We start from the raw sequence: 478 nt of genomic DNA, 5'->3' as shown, positions 1-478 counted from the left end.
GCATTACGGCCTTCGGCCTAACAGCGCCCTACGATTGGCGGCAAATGATCTCCATGGATTTTGGGCAATTTGTAGGTCACGGTTCGCGAAGCGAATCTGACACCGAGGGCGTAGCCCTCGTGTTACGCCACGCAATTTGGTTCAATCATGGATGCTTCGCACCCACGGCGCATTACGGCCTTCGGCCTAACGGCGCCCTACGATTGGGGATGTGAAAAAATATAATAGGTTGCGGTTATGCATTTACGCAGACGCGTCGAGGTACGAGACAGGCGCAAGTTAATGGATAACCACAACCTATACGCCCAACGTCGGTTTTTTGATGATGTAAACGAAAAAAACCCACACGACATTTGTCGTATGGGGTTTCTCTTATATTAAAGCTTGACGACGACCTACTCTCACATGGGATCTCCCACACTACCATCGGCGATGGCGCTTTTCACTTCTGAGTTCGGGATGGGATCAGGTGGTTCAA

1 rRNA gene is annotated in these 478 nt (G+C 50.6%); it reads right to left on the bottom strand.

What is annotated here, in order from left to right:
* Positions 1-382 precede the first annotated feature (382 nt).
* Positions 383-478: ribosomal RNA gene (gene rrf / locus ACYVGZ_RS09260) — 5S ribosomal RNA — on the bottom strand; the annotation flags it as partial.

The organism is Marinomonas epiphytica (genome assembly GCF_054780655.1).
Note: the sequence above shows the minus strand (reverse complement) of the source record. Positions and strands in the feature narration are given on the sequence as shown.